Origin of the sequence: Sphingomonas paucimobilis NBRC 13935, from assembly GCF_000739895.2 — a bacterium.
GTDB lineage: Bacteria > Pseudomonadota > Alphaproteobacteria > Sphingomonadales > Sphingomonadaceae > Sphingomonas > Sphingomonas paucimobilis.
Genome location: NZ_BBJS01000059.1, coordinates 1 through 16,830 on the forward strand (window position 1 = coordinate 1; position 16,830 = coordinate 16,830).

16 protein-coding genes are annotated in these 16,830 nt (G+C 65.3%); 4 read left to right on the top strand and 12 right to left on the bottom strand.

What is annotated here, in order from left to right:
* Nucleotides 1-253 precede the first annotated feature (253 nt).
* The 10 genes from lpdA to phhA all read right to left on the bottom strand — a co-directional run bounded on the left by lpdA (nt 254) and on the right by phhA (nt 12,473).
* Nucleotides 254-1,648: a dihydrolipoyl dehydrogenase gene (gene lpdA / locus SP6_RS17905; RefSeq protein ID WP_007407148.1), complete on the bottom strand. Its 1,395-nt coding sequence runs from the start codon at nt 1,646-1,648 to the stop codon at nt 254-256.
* A gap of 110 nt (nt 1,649-1,758) precedes the next feature.
* On the bottom strand, nt 1,759-2,985 hold the full coding sequence (gene odhB, locus SP6_RS17910) for a 2-oxoglutarate dehydrogenase complex dihydrolipoyllysine-residue succinyltransferase (RefSeq protein ID WP_037570294.1): 1,227 nt from the start codon (nt 2,983-2,985) through the stop codon (nt 1,759-1,761).
* 113 nt (nt 2,986-3,098) lie between these two features.
* Nucleotides 3,099-6,080 (bottom strand): 2-oxoglutarate dehydrogenase E1 component, encoded by a 2,982-nt coding sequence (locus SP6_RS17915; RefSeq protein ID WP_007407145.1) that lies wholly within the window; start codon nt 6,078-6,080, stop codon nt 3,099-3,101.
* Nucleotides 6,081-6,210: 130 nt separating this feature from the next.
* Nucleotides 6,211-7,095 carry a succinate--CoA ligase subunit alpha gene (gene sucD / locus SP6_RS17920; RefSeq protein WP_042469416.1) on the bottom strand — a complete coding sequence of 295 codons (885 nt, stop codon included), beginning with the start codon at nt 7,093-7,095 and terminating at the stop codon, nt 6,211-6,213.
* A gap of 81 nt (nt 7,096-7,176) precedes the next feature.
* The gene (locus SP6_RS17925; protein WP_007407149.1) at nt 7,177-7,467 is read right to left on the bottom strand and encodes a GIY-YIG nuclease family protein; all 291 of its coding nucleotides are present in this window, start codon (nt 7,465-7,467) and stop codon (nt 7,177-7,179) included.
* Between the two features lie 88 nt (nt 7,468-7,555).
* The gene (mdh, locus tag SP6_RS17930) at nt 7,556-8,518 is read right to left on the bottom strand and encodes a malate dehydrogenase (protein ID WP_007407144.1); all 963 of its coding nucleotides are present in this window, start codon (nt 8,516-8,518) and stop codon (nt 7,556-7,558) included.
* Between the two features lie 127 nt (nt 8,519-8,645).
* Entirely contained in the window at nt 8,646-9,764 is a 1,119-nt protein-coding gene (zapE, locus tag SP6_RS17935; RefSeq protein ID WP_007407147.1) for a cell division protein ZapE, read from the bottom strand.
* A 222-nt stretch (nt 9,765-9,986) separates the two neighbouring features.
* Nucleotides 9,987-10,766, bottom strand: coding sequence for a succinate dehydrogenase iron-sulfur subunit (locus SP6_RS17940; RefSeq protein ID WP_007407150.1), 780 nt, complete (start codon nt 10,764-10,766; stop codon nt 9,987-9,989).
* 109 nt (nt 10,767-10,875) lie between these two features.
* Nucleotides 10,876-11,451 (bottom strand): ClpP family protease, encoded by a 576-nt coding sequence (locus SP6_RS17945; protein WP_042469417.1) that lies wholly within the window; start codon nt 11,449-11,451, stop codon nt 10,876-10,878.
* A gap of 152 nt (nt 11,452-11,603) precedes the next feature.
* Complete coding sequence (gene phhA, locus SP6_RS17950) at nt 11,604-12,473, bottom strand: phenylalanine 4-monooxygenase (RefSeq protein ID WP_007406793.1); 870 nt, start codon at nt 12,471-12,473, stop codon at nt 11,604-11,606.
* An 86-nt stretch (nt 12,474-12,559) separates the two neighbouring features.
* Between phhA and SP6_RS17955 the strand changes: the two genes are divergently transcribed.
* Complete coding sequence (locus tag SP6_RS17955) at nt 12,560-13,186, top strand: TIGR02117 family protein (RefSeq protein ID WP_037569942.1); 627 nt, start codon at nt 12,560-12,562, stop codon at nt 13,184-13,186.
* Nucleotides 13,147-13,884, top strand: a complete 738-nt coding sequence (locus tag SP6_RS17960) for an esterase/lipase family protein (protein WP_227876579.1) — start codon at nt 13,147-13,149, stop codon at nt 13,882-13,884. Before SP6_RS17955 ends, SP6_RS17960 begins: the two co-directional genes overlap by 40 nt.
* Here SP6_RS17960 and SP6_RS17965 read toward each other — a convergent pair.
* Entirely contained in the window at nt 13,878-14,186 is a 309-nt protein-coding gene (locus tag SP6_RS17965; protein WP_037569939.1) for a hypothetical protein, read from the bottom strand. The two genes, SP6_RS17960 and SP6_RS17965, sit on opposite strands and share 7 nt — an antisense overlap.
* A gap of 14 nt (nt 14,187-14,200) precedes the next feature.
* On the bottom strand, nt 14,201-15,199 hold the full coding sequence (locus SP6_RS17970; protein WP_007406788.1) for a glycerophosphodiester phosphodiesterase: 999 nt from the start codon (nt 15,197-15,199) through the stop codon (nt 14,201-14,203).
* Nucleotides 15,200-15,312: 113 nt separating this feature from the next.
* Between SP6_RS17970 and SP6_RS17975 the strand changes: the two genes are divergently transcribed.
* Both SP6_RS17975 and SP6_RS17980 read left to right on the top strand, forming a co-directional pair.
* Nucleotides 15,313-15,849: a 2Fe-2S iron-sulfur cluster-binding protein gene (locus tag SP6_RS17975; protein ID WP_007406783.1), complete on the top strand. Its 537-nt coding sequence runs from the start codon at nt 15,313-15,315 to the stop codon at nt 15,847-15,849.
* Complete coding sequence (locus SP6_RS17980; protein WP_007406791.1) at nt 15,846-16,829, top strand: FAD binding domain-containing protein; 984 nt, start codon at nt 15,846-15,848, stop codon at nt 16,827-16,829. Before SP6_RS17975 ends, SP6_RS17980 begins: the two co-directional genes overlap by 4 nt.
* Nucleotide 16,830 lies beyond the last annotated feature (1 nt).

Sequence of the window (16,830 nt, forward strand, 5' to 3'; positions counted from 1 at the left end):
CAACTAATACACTCGTCATGGACAAGGCCGATGAAGCATAGCCGCTCAGAGATTGCGGTCCAGCGGCAACAGCGCGTAGGCGTGGCCGTAAAGCCAACCGAGCATAGCCGCTCAGAGATTGCGGTCCAGCGGCAACCTCCCCGTGCGAGAGGGCGGCGCATAATGTGTTCTTCGGATTGCTCCCGCGTACCGCCAAACAAAAAGGGCAGGCACTTCGCAGCGCCCGCCCCTTTCGTCATCCGGCAAAACCCGATCAGATATGGATCGGCTTGCCCTGCACCGCCATGGCGGCTTCCTTAAGCGCCTCGGCATGGGTCGGATGCGCGTGGCAGGTATAGGCGATGTCTTCCGACGTCGCGCCGAACTCCATCGCCTGTGCCGCCTGCGCGATCATCGTGCCAGCCAGGCTCGAGATGATCCACACGCCCAGCACGCGGTCCGTCTTGGCGTCGGCGATGACCTTCACGAAGCCGTCGGTGTCGCGGTTGGTCTTGGCGCGGCTGTTCGCCATGAAGGGGAACTTGCCGACCTTGACCTCGCCGCGCTCTTTGGCGGCCTCTTCCGACAGGCCGACACCGGCGATCTCGGGCATGGTGTAAACGACGCTGGGAATGACATCGTGGTTCACGATGCCGGTCTGGCCAGCAATATTCTCCGCGACCGCGACGCCCTCGTCCTCGGCCTTGTGCGCGAGCATCAGGCCCGGCGCGACGTCGCCGATCGCCCAGATGCCGTCGACATTGGTCGCGAAGTCATGGTCGATCTCGACCTGGCCACGGCCGTTCAGCTTCACGCCCGCCGCTTCGAGGTTGAGCCCATCGGTGTTGGGCTTGCGACCGATCGCGACCAGCACGGCATCGGCCGACAGCGCTTCCGTCACGCCGCCCGCCGCCGGCTCGACCGACACGGTTGCGCGGTCGCCCTCGATGGTGACGCCGGTCACTTTGGTCGAGGTCTTCAGCTCCATGCCCTGCTTCTTGAACAGCTTGGCCGATTCCTTGCGGACCTCGCCATCGAAGCCGGGGAGGATCTGGTCGAGATACTCGACCACCGTCACCTTGGCGCCCAGACGCCGCCAGACCGAGCCCAGCTCCAGCCCGATCACGCCGCCGCCGATGACGACCAGATGCTCCGGCACCTTGGGCAGCGCCAGCGCGCCGGTCGAGTCGACCACGACCTTCTGATCGATCTCCACACCCGGCAGCGGGGTCACGACCGATCCGGTCGCGATCACGATGTCACGCGCGGTGACGGTCTGGTCACCGACCTTGACCGTGCTCGAATCCTGGAACGCCGCCTTGCCCTTCAGCCAAGTGACCTTGTTCTTCTTGAAGAGATATTCGATGCCGCCGGTCAGCTCGCCGACCGCCTTGGCCTTTTCGGCATGCATCTGGTCGAGGTTGAGCTTGGCCCCCTCGATCTCGACGCCGAACTTGGCAAGCGCGCCGTGGCTCGCTTCCTCGAACAGCTCGGAGGCGTGCAGCAGCGCCTTGGACGGGATGCAGCCGACATTAAGGCAGGTGCCGCCCAGCGTCTCGCGCGCTTCGGCGCATGCGGTCTTCAGGCCCAGCTGCGCCGCGCGGATCGCCGCGACATAGCCGCCGGGGCCAGCGCCGATCACCAGGACGTCATAGTCATACTCAGCCATTTGTCTCTCCCGTTCCCCGGCGTTCGGGGTCCAGCCTGCGGGCGCACCCGCCTTCATACAGCAATAACGGACCCTCGCCGGTGCAAGGGTCCGTATAGGTCACAAACCGATCAGAGGTCGATCAGGATGCGGGTCGGGTCCTGGATCGCGTTCTTCAGCGCGACGAGGAAGGTCACCGCCTCGCGGCCGTCGATGATGCGATGGTCATAGGACAGCGCCAGGTACATCATCGGGCGGATGACGATCTGGCCGTCGACGACGACCGGACGCTCCTCGATACGGTGGAGGCCCAGCACTGCCGACTGGGGCGGGTTGATGATCGGGGTCGACATCAGCGAGCCGAAGACGCCGCCGTTGGAGATGGTGAAGGTGCCGCCCTTCATCTCTTCCATCTTCAGCGTGCCGTCCTTGGCGCGCTTGCCGAAGTCGCCGATCGTCTTTTCGATGCCCGCGACCGTCAGATCCTGCGCATCGCGGATGACCGGCACGACCAGTCCGTTCGGCGCCGAGACGGCGACCGAGATATCGGCATAGTCGTGATAGATGATCTCATCGCCCTCGATCGAGGCGTTGACCGAAGGAATGTCCTTCAGCGCCATCGTGGCGGCCTTCACGAAGAAGCCCATGAAGCCCAGGCGGACGCCGTGCTTCTTCTCGAACAGGTCCTTATACTTGGCGCGCGCCTCGATCACCGCGGTCATGTCGACGTCGTTGAACGTCGTCAGCATCGCGGCGGTGTTCTGCGCTTCCTTCAGGCGCTTGGCGATCGTCTGACGCAGGCGCGTCATCTTCACGCGCTCTTCCTTGCGCGCCGAACCGGCGGGGGCAGCGGCCGGAGCGGCGGCCAGAGCCGGTGCGCTCGACTTGTTGGCGGCGGCGGCGGCGACATCTTCCTTGGTGATGCGGCCGTCCTTGCCGGTGCCCTTGATCGTCGCGGGGTCGAGGCCATGCTCGAGCACCGCACGACGCACAGACGGCGACAGCGCGGCAGGCGAGTCGCTCGACTCGTCGGCGGCAGGCGCAGCAGCCGGGGCGGGAGCCGCCGCCGGAGCCTGGGTCACGGCCGGGGCCGCCGCTTCGGTCTTGGCCGGGGCCGAGCCACCGGCGTCGACGGTCGCGAGCAGCGCACCCACCTGCACCGTGTCGCCGACCTTCACGGCATGCTCACCCATGACACCCGCCACCGGCGAGGGCACTTCGACCGAGACCTTGTCGGTCTCCAGGCTCGCGATCGGCTCGTCGACCGCGACCGCGTCACCCGGCTGCTTCAGCCATTCGCCCAGGGTCGCTTCGGTGATCGATTCGCCCAGCGTCGGCACCACAACTTCAGTCGCCATTTCCATTTCCTCCGCCCGGCCTTGGGGCCGGGGCTCTTACGCGGGCGGGCAAAGCGCCCGCGCCAGATTTCATCCCTCCCCGGCTCCGCGAAGAGCCGGGGCATTCGTCAGTTTCAGTCCGCGGCGGCCGTGGTCGGCTTGGCGGTGGTGTTGCTGCCCTCGGCGCGCGTCCGGCGGATTTCGTCGCGGACATTGTGGCCCAGCGCATCGGCGACCAGCGCACCCTGCTCGGCGGTGTGGCGCTTCATCAGGCCGGTGGCGGGCGATGCCGCCGCCGCACGACCCGCATAGCGCGCCCGCTTCACCGACGCCCCGGCTTCGGCCAGCGCTTCCTCGATCAGCGGCTCGACGAAGAACCAGTAACCGTTGTTCTTCGGCTCTTCCTGCGCCCAGACCACGTCCTGCAGGTTCGGCATCCGCGCGATCCGCTTGGCGAGCGCGTCGCTCGGGAACGGATAGAGCTGCTCGACGCGCACGATCTGGGTCGTGGTGTCGCCCGCCGCGTCGCGTGCCTCGATCAGGTCATAGGCGACCTTGCCGGTGCACAGGACCAGACGCGTCGTCGCCTCGTCGGCAGCGCCGTTGGTGTCCGACAACAGGCGGCGGAAGTGGCTCTCGCCCTGGAAGTCCTCGGCCTTCGACACCGCCAGCTTGTGACGCAGCAGCGACTTGGGCGTGAAGACGATCAGCGGCTTGCGGAAGTTACGGTGCATCTGGCGGCGCAACAGGTGGAAATAGTTGGCCGGGGTGGTGCAGTTCGCAACCTGGATATTATCGTTGGCGCAGGACTGGAGGAAGCGCTCGGGACGTGCCGACGAGTGCTCCGGCCCCTGCCCTTCATAGCCATGCGGCAGCAGCATCACGAGGCCGTTGGCGCGGAGCCACTTGGATTCGCCCGACGTGATGAACTGGTCGATCATGATCTGCGCGCCGTTGACGAAGTCGCCGAACTGCGCCTCCCACAGCACCAAAGTCTTCGGATCGGCGAGCGCATAGCCATATTCGAAGCCCAGCACGCCATACTCAGACAGCGGGCTGTCCAGCACCTCGAAGCTGCCATGCTCGACGGTCTTGAGCGGCACGTACTTGTGCTCGTCGGTCTGGTCGACCCAGACCGCGTGACGCTGCGAGAAGGTGCCGCGACCCGAATCCTGGCCCGACAGGCGCACGCCGTATCCTTCCGACAGCAGCGAGCCGAAGGCCAAGGCCTCGCCGGTCGCCCAGTCGAAATTCTCGGACGTAGCGAACATCTGCCGCTTGGCATCGAGCACGCGGTTCAGCGTCTTGTGGACCTGCAAGCCTTCCGGAATCGTGGTCAGCGTGCGGCCGATCGCGTCGAACAGCTTCTTATCGAGGCCGGTCTCCACGTTGCGGCGGCCCTGATCGGTCTCCTTCGGTGCCGACAGGCCCGACCAGCGACCGGCGAACCAGTCGGCCTTGTTGGGCTTGTAGCTCGCGCCCGCCTCGAACTCGCCTTCGCAGCGCGTGATATACTGCTTGATGTTCTCGTCGACCCAGGCCTGATCGACCACGCCCTCGGCGACGAGGCGCTTCGCATAAGTCTCGGCGACACCGGGGTGCGAGCGGATCTTGTTGTACATCAGCGGCTGGGTGAAGCCCGGCTCGTCGCCCTCGTTATGACCGAAGCGGCGATAGCACCACATGTCGATCACGATGTCGCGGTGGAACTTCTGGCGGAACTCGATCGCCATCTTGGTGGCGAAGGTCACCGCCTCGGGATCGTCGCCATTGACGTGGAAGACCGGCGCCTGGACGCCCTTGGCCACATCCGACGGATAGGGCGAGGAGCGCGCGAACTGCGGGCTGGTGGTGAAGCCCACCTGGTTGTTGATGATGAAGTGGACGCAGCCGCCCGTGTTGTAGCCACGGATGCCGGAGAAGCCGAGGCACTCCCACACGATGCCCTGGCCCGCGAACGCCGCGTCGCCATGGATCAGCACCGGCACCGAGGCCGCGTGATCGGTCAGGTCGCCCGCGATCGTCTGGATCGCGCGGGTCTTGCCCAGCACGACCGGGTTCACCGCCTCGAGGTGCGAGGGGTTGGCGACCAGCGACATATGGACCTTGTGGCCGTCGAACTCGCGGTCGGTCGAGGTGCCGAGGTGGTACTTCACGTCGCCCGAACCGCCGATGTCATCGGGGTTGGCCGAACCACCGGCGAATTCGTGGAAGATCACGCGCAGCGGCTTGGCCATGACGTTGGCCAGCACGTTCAGACGGCCGCGATGCGCCATGCCGAACACGATCTCGCGCACTCCCATCTGGCCACCGTACTTGATGACCGATTCCAGCGCGGGGATCATCGACTCGCCGCCGTCCAGGCCGAAGCGCTTGGTGCCGACGTACTTCTTGCCGAGGAACTTTTCCCACTGCTCGGCCTCGATGACCTTGTTCAGGATGGCCTTCTTGCCATCGACGGTGAACTCGATCGCCTTGTCCTGGCCTTCCATCCGGTCCTGGAGGAAGCGGCGCTCCTCCACATCCGCGATGTGCATATATTCCAGGCCGACATTGCCGCAGTAATTCTTACGCAGCGTATCGACCAGCTCGCGAACGGTCGCCCATTCGAAGCCCATCGTGCCGCCCAGATAGACCTTGCGGTCGATATCGGCGTCGGTGAAGCCGTGATATTCGGTCTTCAGATCTTCCGGAAGCTCACGCAGGCCAGACAGACCGAGCGGGTCGAGATTGGCAGCAAGATGGCCGCGCACCCGGTAGGTGCGGATCAGCATCTGCGCGCGGATCGCGTCGCCCGCCGCCTTGACGATATCGGCGGTCGAGGGGGCTGCGGCCGCAGCGGCCGCCGGAGCGGGCTTGCCACCCTTGGCGGGCTTGGGGGCCGGTTCCATCTGGGTCGGATCGAGGCCCGCCGTCAGATCGTCGGTCGAGGTCAGCGGCCAGCGCTTGTTCTGCCAGCTCGGCGCGCCCACGCCCTGCTCCAGGCCGTCGAAAAAGCTGCGCCAGCCGGCATCGACCGACGACGAGTCAGCCTGATACTTGGCATAGAGCGCTTCGATGAAGGCGGGGCTGACGCCCGCCGCGATGTCGCTGAAATCCTGGCCTTCGTAGCCCATGAGACGCTTCCTCGACCGCCCGTCTTCTTCATGATCGCCACCCCGGCACATCCGCCTAGGGTCCGCAGCCGCGAGCGGCCCGCCTGCCGCCACGGACCCCGGCGGGTGTGCCGGGGTGACGCGATACGCCTTACTTGTTCAGCACCGACAACAGGGTCGAGCCGAGCTCCGACGGGCTGGCCGCGACCTTGATCCCGGCCGCTTCCATCGCCGCAATCTTGTCCTCGGCGCCGCCCTGGCCGCCCGACACGATCGCACCGGCATGGCCCATGCGACGGCCCGGAGGCGCGGTGCGGCCCGCGATGAATCCGGCCATCGGCTTCGAACGGCCGCGCTTGGCCTCGTCACGCAGGAACTGCGCGGCTTCTTCTTCGGCCGAGCCGCCGATCTCGCCGATCATGATGATCGACTGGGTTTCGTCGTCGGCCAGGAACAACTCCAGCACGTCGATGAAGTTGGTGCCGTTGACAGGGTCGCCGCCGATGCCGACCGCGGTCGTCTGACCCAGGCCCGCATTCGAGGTCTGGAACACCGCCTCATAGGTCAGGGTTCCCGAGCGCGACACGACGCCGACCGAGCCCTTCTTGAAGATCGAACCCGGCATGATGCCGATCTTGCACTCGCCCGGCGTCAGCACGCCCGGGCAGTTCGGACCGATCAGCCGCGACTTCGAACCCGACAGGGCGCGCTTCACCTTGACCATGTCGAGGACCGGAATGCCTTCCGTGATCGCCACGATCAGCGGGATTTCGGCGTCGATCGCTTCCAGGATCGAGTCGGCCGCGAAGGGCGGCGGCACGTAGATGACCGACGCGTCGGCGCCCGTCTTCGACTTGGCTTCGGCGACGGTGTTGAAGACCGGCAGGCCGATATGCTGGGTGCCGCCCTTGCCCGGCGTCACGCCGCCGACCATCTGCGTGCCGTACGCCAGCGCCTGCTGGGTGTGGAACGTGCCGGTTTCACCCGTCATGCCCTGGGTGATGACCTTGGTGTTCTTGTTGACGAGGATGCTCATTTTAGCTTCCAACTCCATTGCGTCCCCGCGGAGGCGGGGACCCAGTACTGGGCTCCCGCCTTCGCGGGAGCACACGATCGCTCAAAACAATGACTCGTACAGGTCGAGCCAATCCGGGTTCTTCTCTTCGATCAGTCGCAGCTTCCAGCCCCGGTTCCATTTCTTGAGTTGGCGTTCGCGAAGTCGCGCGCCGTCCAGTTCATCATGGGCTTCGTACCAGACCAGAAACCTGCAACCGTATTTCTTGGTGAACCCGTCGATCAGGGCGTTGCGGTGTTGATAGGCCCGCTTCGCAAGATCGCTGGTGACACCGATATATATCGTTCCATTCAGTCGGCTCGCCATGATGTAGACGTAGCCGGCTTTCGTCACCCCTCGCCCCCTTGTGCTCCCGCGAAGGCGGGAGCCCAGTATTGGGTCCCCGCCTTCGCGGGAACACAAGGGAGTTCAGGACGCAATCTTACGCCAGGCTCTCGTCGATGCCCTTGCAGGCCACGAGGAGTTCCTTGACCGCGTCGACCGAGACCTGAAGGTTCGCCTTCGCCTCGTCCGACAGCTTGACCTCGACGACCTTCTCAACGCCGCCGGCGCCGATCACGACGGGCACGCCGACATAGAGGTTGTCGATGCCATATTCACCCGACAGGTGGGCCGCCGCCGGCAGGATGCGCTTCTGGTCGTACAGATACGCCTCGGCCATCGCGATGCCGCTGGTCGCGGGCGCATAGAAAGCCGAGCCGGTCTTGAGCAGCGCGACGATCTCGCCGCCGCCGCCGCGCGTGCGCTTGACGATCTCCTCGACCTTTTCCTTGGTCGAGAAGCCCATCTCGATCAGGTCGCTGACCGGAATGCCGCTGACGGTCGAATATTCGAGGACCGGGACCATGGTGTCGCCGTGGCCGCCGAGCACGAAGGTGTTCACGTCCTTCACCGACACGCCGAACTCTTCGGCGAGGAAGTGGCTGAAGCGCGCCGAGTCGAGCACGCCCGCCATGCCGACGACCTTGTTCGCCGGGAGCCCCGAGAATTCGCGCAGCGCCCAGACCATCGCGTCGAGCGGGTTGGTGATGCAGATGACGAACGCGTCGGGGGCGTTGTTCTTGATGCCCTCACCGACCGCCTTCATCACCTTCAGGTTGATGCCGAGCAGGTCGTCACGGCTCATGCCGGGCTTGCGCGCGACACCGGCGGTGACGATGATAACATCGGCGCCCGCAATGTCGGCGTAATCGTTGGAACCCTTGATGTTCGCGTCGAAGCCTTCGACCGGGCCGCACTGCGACAGGTCGAGCGCCTTGCCCTGGGGCACGCCCTCGACAACGTCGAACAGGACGATGTCGCCCAGCCCCTTGAGCGCGGCGAGGTGCGCGAGCGTACCGCCGATATTACCGGCGCCGATCAGCGCGATCTTCTTGCGAGCCATTCCAATCCTACTCCGTAGTGGACGTACGTGATTGGTCACGCGGCCTACGCCTATTGCGGCGTCGGGGCAACCGTTAATCCACAGAGTTTAAGATTTTAAACGATAATAGTTCGCAAGTGCATTAAGCTCAGTTTAAGGGTTCGTCGGCGCCATGGCCCTGGGCCAGATACTCCTCCGAACGCATCTCTTCCAACCGGCTGATCGTGCGCTCGAACTCAAATCGCCCATCTCCCGTTTCATAGAGTTCGGCGGGCTGCGCATCGGCTGCGGCGAGCAGCTTGACCTTGTGCTCGTACAGCGCGTCGATCAGTTGAACGAAGCGCGCCGCCTCGTTGCGGTTCTCCGGCCCCAGCTTGGGGATGCCGACCAGGATGACGGTGTGAAAACGCCGCGCGACCGCCAGATAGTCCGCCGCCCCGCGCGCCTCGCCGCACAGCCGCTTGAACGAGAAGACCGCGACGCCCTTCAAAGCCTTGGGGACATGCAGCACGCGCCCGCCGACCTTCAGGTCTTCCGAGGGGACATGCGCGGCATCCTCGACGGGATAGTCGGTCAGGCGGAAGAACGCCGCCGACAGCGTCATCGTCGCCTTGGGCCCATTGGGCACCAGCCAGGTATCCAGCCGCCCCAGCCGGTCGCGCCGGTAATCGGTGGGACCGTTGAGCGCCAGCACGTCGAGCCGCTCCTCAATGAGCGCGATGAAGGGCAGGAAATGCTCGCGGTTGAGCCCGTTCTTGTAGAGGTCCTTAGGCGGCCGGTTGGAGGTGGTGACGATCGTCACCCCCTCCTCGATCAGCGCGGTGAACAGCCGCGACAGGATCATTGCGTCGGGGCTGTTGGTCACCATCATCTCGTCGAACGCAAGCAGCCGGGTTTCCTCGGCCAGTGCGGCAGCGACGGGGGCGATCGGGTCGCCGGCCTGCTTGGCGCGCTCGGTGGCGATCCGCGCGTGGACCTCCAGCATGAACTCGGCGAAATGGACGCGTCGCTTAGGCTCGACCGCAACATGGTCGAAGAACAGGTCCATCAGCATCGACTTGCCGCGCCCGACATCGCCCCAGAGATAGACGCCCTTGGGCGCGGGTGCGCCCTTGCCGGTCAGCCGGGCAAAAAGGCCGGTCTTGCGCGGGGTTTCCAGCTCGGTCGCGAGCTGCTCGAGTCGCGCGGCGGCGGCGGCCTGTTCGGGATCGGGGCGAAGTTCCTGGGCGTCGATCAGGCGGCGATAGGCATTGAGGATATCGGGCATGTTGGGGGCGATGTCTGCCCTACCCTCCCGGACGTCAACCCCATTCCTCCCCTGCAAGGGGAGGTGGCAGCCCGTAGGGCTGACGGAGGGGTGGCACCGCCCGGTTGGGAATACCGCCCCTCTACTATGCTGCGCATGGTCCCCCTCCCCAAGCACAGCTTGGGGAGGAATAAAAAAGGGGGCCGTTTCCGCCCCCTCTCCCATTCCATCGAACCAACCGAATCAGATGATCCGCTCGGCTTCCATCTTCTTGATCTCGGCGATCGCCTTGGCAGGGTTCAGACCCTTGGGGCAGACATTCGCGCAATTCATGATCGTGTGGCAGCGATACAGGCGGAAGGGATCCTCCAGTTCGTCCAGACGCTCACCGGTCATCTCGTCACGGCTGTCGGCCAGCCAGCGGTAAGCCTGGAGCAGGATCGCCGGGCCGAGGAACTTGTCGCTGTTCCACCAATAGCTGGGGCACGAGGTCGAGCAGCAGGCGCACAGGATACACTCATACAGGCCGTCGAGCTTGGCGCGGTCGTCGGGCGACTGGAGCCGCTCCTTGCCCGAGGGGGCGGGCGACACCGTCTGCAGCCACGGCTTGATCGAGGCGTACTGCGCGTAGAAATGGGTGAAGTCGGGGACCAGGTCCTTGACCACGTCCATATGCGGCAGTGGGGTGATGCGCACCTCGCCCTTCACATCCTCAATCGCGGTGGTGCAGGCCAGGCCGTTGCGGCCGTCGATGTTCATCGCGCACGACCCGCAAATGCCCTCGCGGCACGAACGGCGGAAGGTCAGCGAGCTGTCCTGCTCGGCCTTCATCTTGATGAGCGCGTCGAGCACCATCGGGCCGCATTCGTCCAGATCGATCTCGAACGTATCGTAGCGCGGGTTCTGACCCGAATCGGGGTCGTAGCGATAGACCTTGAACTTCTTCAGGCGCCCCGAGGTGGTCGCCTTGTGCGTTTCGCCCTTCTTGATGACGCTGTTCTTCGGCAGGGCAAATTCGGCCATGGTCACAAACCCGCTGGATGGGCCGACAGGCATGTCGGCAAAGGATCGCCCCCGCCGATACATGACAGGGGCGCTTGTCGCAAATGTCTTGACCGATTTATGCGCGGCCTCAGATCACATCAAGGACGAGACCCAGCTCGCGCGCCTCCTCGGCGTCGATATACCAATTGCTACGCGCCTTTTCGCGTAGCGTCTCGAACGTGACCTTCGAGCCGTTGACGATGGCGCGGAAGCCCTCCTCCTGAATGAGGACAGACTGTTCGATCTCATGCAGCTTGGCCTTGAGCACCACGGGCAGGTTGGTGAGCGGGCCCGAAAGGTCGATGCTGCCGCTCATCTGCCGCTCGTGCAGCATCAACCGGGTGCCGCGCGTCAGAAAGCGATGCTCGACGGGAAAGGCGGACATTAGGGTCGCGCCGGCCGAATAGACCGCGACCTTGCCCAGAAACAGCGTGTCGCGCCCGGTATAGTCACGCAACAGCCGGATCGAGTCGCCCATCGCTCGCGCCATCTCCGGGTCGCCGCCCAGCGTGGTGATCGACACGACCAGCGGCCCCTCGGCAGGCGCGGCGGCGAGCTGGTCCTTGAACCCGGCATACATCACCTCGTCCACCGTGCCGTAAAGCTGGATGTGCGGGCGGGCGAGCAGCGGATAGTTCACCGCGTTGTTGGGCTGGTCATGCATGGTGCATGCGAACCGGGGGTGCGGGATAAGGTTCCGGTTCGGGGGTTTGGGGCGTGGCCTTCGACTTCGCTCAGGCTGAACGGAATGAGGGAAATAGGCCTGATCATCCAACAGTCATTCAGGCTGAGCGACGTCGAAGGCCAAGCGCATCCCTATCCCAACTTCGCCTTCGCGTATTCCTGCGTCCCGCGCGTCACCACGTCATCCCCTTCGACGATCTCCGCGACCGGAATATCCGGCAACGCCTTGATCTCGGCATAGAGCGGGGCGAAGTCCGTCTCCAACGTGGTCTTGAGCAGATCCTCGTAACTGGGGATCACGAAATAATTCTGCTGGAAATCGTCGATCCGATATTCCGTCCGCATCACACGGGCGAGGTCGAAGCCGATCCGGTTAGGGCTCGAATCCTCCAGTGCGAAGCGGCTTTCCGAATAGCTCGACACGATCCCCGCGCCGTAAATGCGCAGGTCGCCATCCTCGCGGACCAGCCCGAACTCAACCGTGTACCAGTAAAGCCGCCCCAGATATTTGAGCGCATCCATCCCCAGCGCGCGCTGCCCACCGCGCCCATAGGCCGCGAGATAATCGGCGAAGACCGGATCGGCGAGCATCGGGACATGGCCGAACACGTCATGAAAGACGTCGGGCTCCTGGAGGTAATCTAGCTGGTCGGGCCGCCGGATGAAATTGCCCGCGACGAAGCGGCGATTGGCCATGTGATCGAAGAAGACATCGTCGGGCACCAGTCCGGGCACCGCCACGACCTGCCACCCCGTCAGCCGCATCAGTCGCTCGGACAATTCCTCGAAATCGGGAATGCCGGGGCGCGATAGCTTGAGCACGTCGAGACCGCGCAAATACGCCTCCGACGCCCGGCCCGGCAGCAACTGGGATTGGCGCGCGAACAGCCTATCCCAGGTCGCATGCTCCTCCGCCGTATAATGTTCCCACCCCTGCGGGATGGTCCAGTCGGCTCCGGCGCCTTCGGGCGGGGCGGCGAGAACATGGGTATCCTGTGCCATGAGCGGAGCCTATCATGATGATGGTGACAAATGAAACCATATCGTGGCGACGGCTGGGCCGGGTTGCAAGAGGGGTGGCAGCGGCGATGGCGCTGCTCTTCGCCTGTTATTTTGCGGCAGGGCTGACACTTGGCGCCATCCCTCGCCGGACCGTCGCAATGCCGGCCGCCGCCGGGCCGGACGCGGTCACCATCTATGTCGAGTCGAGCGCGATCCACACCGCGATCATCGTGCCCAAACAGGCGGCGGGGGTGGACTGGCGCGACTGGGCGCCGCCCCAGGATCTGCGCGATCCGCGCTATGCGGGCTTCCCCTTCCTTGCCATCGGCTGGGGCGAGGCGGGGTTTTTCCGCGAGACGCCGCATTGGCGCGATGTCCGGCCGGGGACGATCCTGCACGCCGCGCTGGGCAGCGACCGGACGCTGATCCATGTCGACCATCTGCCGCTCCCCCGCGCCAATGGCGATGATGTGCGCAGGATCCGCCTGTCGCCCGAGGCGTATCATCGACTGGTCGCTTTCATCCGGGCAAGCTGGCGGCGCGGGGGACCACATTCTCCCGGCTATGACGTGTATGACGCCTTTTACGAAGCGAATGGCCGCTATAGCGCCGTGCATACCTGCAATAGCTGGACCGGCGATGCGCTGGCGGCGGCGGGGGTGCGGATGGGATGGTGGACGCCCTTCCCCTGGACGGTAATGCATTGGCTGTGATCCCGCCGCCGTCCAAGGCGCTCTGGGCCGCCGAACTGCCCCGCGCATTGTGGATGGGCGCGACGTGGTGGCGGCACCGGGCAGAACTGGCCGCCGCGCCGCGTGGCGACGGGCGGACGGTGATGCTGCTGCCCGGCCTGTTCAACGGCGACGGGTCCAACATCCTGCTCCGCCGCTATCTGACCACCAAGGGTTATCGCACCCATGGCTGGGGGCTCGGTCGCAACCTCGGCGTGCGCAGTGTCGGGGCCCATGCCGAACATCTGATCGCCCGCATCGAAAAACTGGCGGAGCATGGCCCAGTCACGCTCGTCGGGGTCAGCCTGGGCGGGATCATGGCGCGGATGGTGGCGCAAGCGCGACCCGATCTGGTGGCGGGCGTCATCACCATCTCCTCGCCCTATGCCGGGCCGGCCCGCGCGACCAATGTCTGGCGCGTCTTCGAGCGGTTGACCGGCGAGCGGGTGGATGACCCGGCGGTCCTCGCGCGCTCGGCGGCGATCGCGGGGCCGCTCCCCTGCCCCTCGGCCGCGATCTGGAGCCGGAGCGACGGGCTGGTTGCCGGGATCATCTGCCGGGACGAGACGACTCCAGCGGTCGAAGTCCGCTCCAGCCATTTGTGGGTCCAGCACCGACCGCAGGTGCTGGCGGCGGTGGCGGCCATTCTCGCCGAATGGCCGTCCGTCAGCGATCAGTAACCGGCGCGATAGCCGTCATAGCCCTGCTGGCTGGGTTGGCCCTGTGGCCCTTGCTGGCACTGTTCGGGATGCTTGCGGCACTGCTTTTCATAGTCCCGCCGCTCGCGACCTTCGCGCGCTTCCTTCTTGCGCATCTTGCGACCGTAATTGCGATCGGCCTCGTCCTGGCTGGTCGTCGTCCAGTCGACCACCTGACCCGCTGCCTGGAACGGGGCCTTCACGACGCTGGCGACCGTCTTGACGCAGCCTCCGGTCGTGAGCGGCAGGGTCAGGACGGCGAGTTTCAGGACGAGGTTACGCATGGTCACGGGGTCTTTCAGCGGGCGCGCAGGAAAGCGTTGCGCGTTTCTACCCCGATTTGCGGGAAATCGGTGAAGAATCCGTCGATGCCCTGCCCCAGCGCGGCGCGAATTTCGCCCGCGACATCGCCATGCGCCTTGGGATCGGTCCCCCGGCGGAAGGCAGGCCGCACAAAATAATTTTCGGCGCGATAGGTCCAGGGATGGACGCGGAGCCCCGTCCGGTGGGCATCGGCGACCAGCGTCGTGGGCGCGTCGCCCTGCCACAGCATCGCCTTGTCCGGTCCGATCCCCCAGGCATAGGTCGCGACCTGCCTCATCCCTTCGGGCGTCATCATCGCGGCATAGGTCGGCGCGGCGCCATCCGCCGGACCGCCCTCGCCTGCCACGAGCTGGATCAGGCGGATGCCGGTTATCGTCTTCAAATGCTTGAGGTTGTTCACCTCGAACGACTGGATGAAGACGGGCGCGTCCGCCGTCGTCCAGCCCGCCTTGGTCAGCGCGGCGACCAGCGGGGCATCGGTGCCCTTGCCGATCGAGGCGAAATAGGTCGGGTGCTTGGTTTCGGGATAGATGGCGATGGCCCGCCCCAACTCCTTCGACCACTGCTTGGCAAGCGCGATGATCTCTTCCAGCGTGGGAATCTGGAACTGCCCGTCATAGGCGGTCGAGCGAAGCTGCGGCAGGCGTTCGCGGGCGCCCAGCGTCTTCAACTCGGCCAGCGTGAAATCCTCGGTGAACCAGCCGGTTTCGGTCTGGCCATCGATCGTCTTGGTCGTCTTGCGATCGGCGAATTCGGGATGCGAGGCGACATCGGTCGTCCCCGAAATCTCATTCTCATGCCGCGCGACGAGATGGCCGTCCTTGGTCGGCACCAGATCGGGCTCGATCACATCCGCGCCCTCACGGATCGCCAGATCATAGGCGGCGAGTGTGTGCTCTGGCCGCTCCCCGCTCGCGCCGCGATGCGCGATGACGATAGGCAAGGAAAGCGGTTTCGACAGATCGGCGGACATGGCCTCAGACTGCCCCAAGACCAGTGCGGCGGCAATGAGAGTGGTTCGCAACGGGAAACGTGCGGAAAGCATGGCGTTTGTTCATCCAATTGTAATCCCAAGGGGATGCCGCGATGCATTTCACAATCAATGGTCAATCCCATGACATCGAGGTCGATGTCCGCACCTCGCTGCTCGATCTGTGCCGCGAGCATCTCGGGCTGACCGGCTCGAAGAAAGGCTGCGATCATGGCCAGTGCGGCGCGTGCACGATGCTGGTCAACGGACGGCGGGTGAATAGCTGCCTGACGCTCGCCGTGATGCATCAGGATGACGAGATCACCACGATCGAGGGGTTGGGCCAGCCGGGCAACCTCCACCCGATGCAGGATGCGTTCGTCCGCCATGACGGTTTCCAGTGCGGCTATTGCACGCCGGGGCAGATCTGCTCGGCGGTCGGGATGCTCGACGAGGTGAAGAAGGGCTGGCCGAGTCATGTCACCGAAGACCTCAGCCAGGCTGAGCTGACCGTCGAGGAAATCTCCGAGCGGATGAGTGGCAATCTTTGCCGCTGCGCCGCCTATCCCAATATCGTCGACGCGATCCGTGAAGTGGCGGGGCAAGGCGACCGCAATCCCAATGAAGATGTCGGCCGGGAGGTTGCGGCATGAAGCTGTTCGACTATGCCCGCGCCGACTCGATCGGCACCGCCACCCGGGATGGCGCGGTGCCCGGCGCCCGCTTCATCGCCGGCGGCACCAATTTGCTCGACCTGATGAAGTTGCAGGTCGAGACGCCCGACACGCTGGTCGATATCAGCCGCCTGGACCTGGGCGAGATCGAGGAGCGCGAGGATGGCGGCCTGACGATCGGCGCACTGGTGCCCAATAGCGACCTCGCCGCCGATGCGCGCGTGATCGAGCGGTACCCGGTGCTGTCGCGTGCGCTGCTGGCCGGTGCGTCGGGGCAGTTGCGCAACAAGGCCTCCACGGGCGGCAATCTGCTCCAGCGGACGCGTTGCTATTATTTCTACGACCCTGCCACCCCCTGTAACAAGCGCGAGCCGGGCAGCGGCTGTTCGGCGATCGGCGGGGAGAACCGCATCCTCGCGATCCTCGGCACCTCGGACCAGTGCATCGCCACCCATCCCAGCGACATGGCCGTCGCGATGCGCGCGCTGGAGGCGGTCATCGTCACCCAGAAGCCCGATGGCGATCGCCGCCGCATCGCGATCGGCGAGTTCTACCGCCTGCCGGGTTCGACGCCGGAGATCGAGACGGCGCTGGAGCCGGGCGAACTCATCACCCATGTCGAACTGCCCCCCGCGCCCGAGGGGAACCAGACCTATCGCAAGGTGCGCGACCGGGCTTCTTACGCCTTCGCCCTGGTGTCGGTCGCCGGGATCGTCGCGGTCGAGGATGGCAGGATCGCCTCGGCGCGGCTGGCCTTCGGCGGGCTCGGCCCGATGCCGTGGCGCAACGAAGCGGTCGAGGCCACTTTGATCGGGCAGGAACCCACCGACGCGGCGTTCCACGCCGCCGCCGATGCGCTGCTGGCCGATGCCAAGGGCTATGGCTCGAACGACTTCAAGATTCCGCTGACGCGCCGCACGCTGATCGCGACGCTCCGTGAACTGACGCAGGAGGGCTGAT